Source organism: Vibrio sp. HENC-03 (genome assembly GCF_000305755.2).
GTDB lineage: Bacteria > Pseudomonadota > Gammaproteobacteria > Enterobacterales > Vibrionaceae > Vibrio > Vibrio owensii.
On the sequence record NZ_JH976098.1, the window covers coordinates 1 to 505 of the forward strand.

At 51.1% G+C, this 505-nt stretch carries 1 pseudogene; it reads left to right on the forward strand.

Annotated elements, in window-relative coordinates:
- Nucleotides 1–505 (forward strand): annotated as a pseudogene (locus VCHENC03_RS17190) (transketolase); the annotation flags it as partial.

Sequence of the window (505 nt, forward strand, 5' to 3'; positions counted from 1 at the left end):
CGGCTGGCACGTAATCCCTGCTGTAGATGGTCACGACTCTGAAGCGATCAACGCAGCAATCGAAGCGGCAAAAGCAGACCCTCGTCCAACACTTATTTGTACTAAAACCATCATCGGTTTTGGTTCTCCAAACAAATCAGGTTCTCACGACTGTCACGGTGCGCCACTAGGTGCGGAAGAAATCGCAGCAGCACGTGAATTCCTAGGTTGGGAACACCCAGCATTTGAAATCCCTGCAGACGTATACGCTGAGTGGGATGCGAAAGCGGCAGGCACTGAGAAAGAAGCGGCTTGGAACGCGAAGTTCGAAGCGTACGCAGCAGCTTACCCTGCAGAAGCAGCAGAGCTTAAGCGTCGTCTAAACGGCGAACTTCCTGCACAGTGGGAAGAGAAGACAAGCCAAATCATTGCTGACCTTCAAGCTAACCCAGCAAACATCGCATCACGTAAAGCATCTCAAAACGCACTAGAAGCGTTTGGTCAAATGCTTCCAGAATTCATGGGC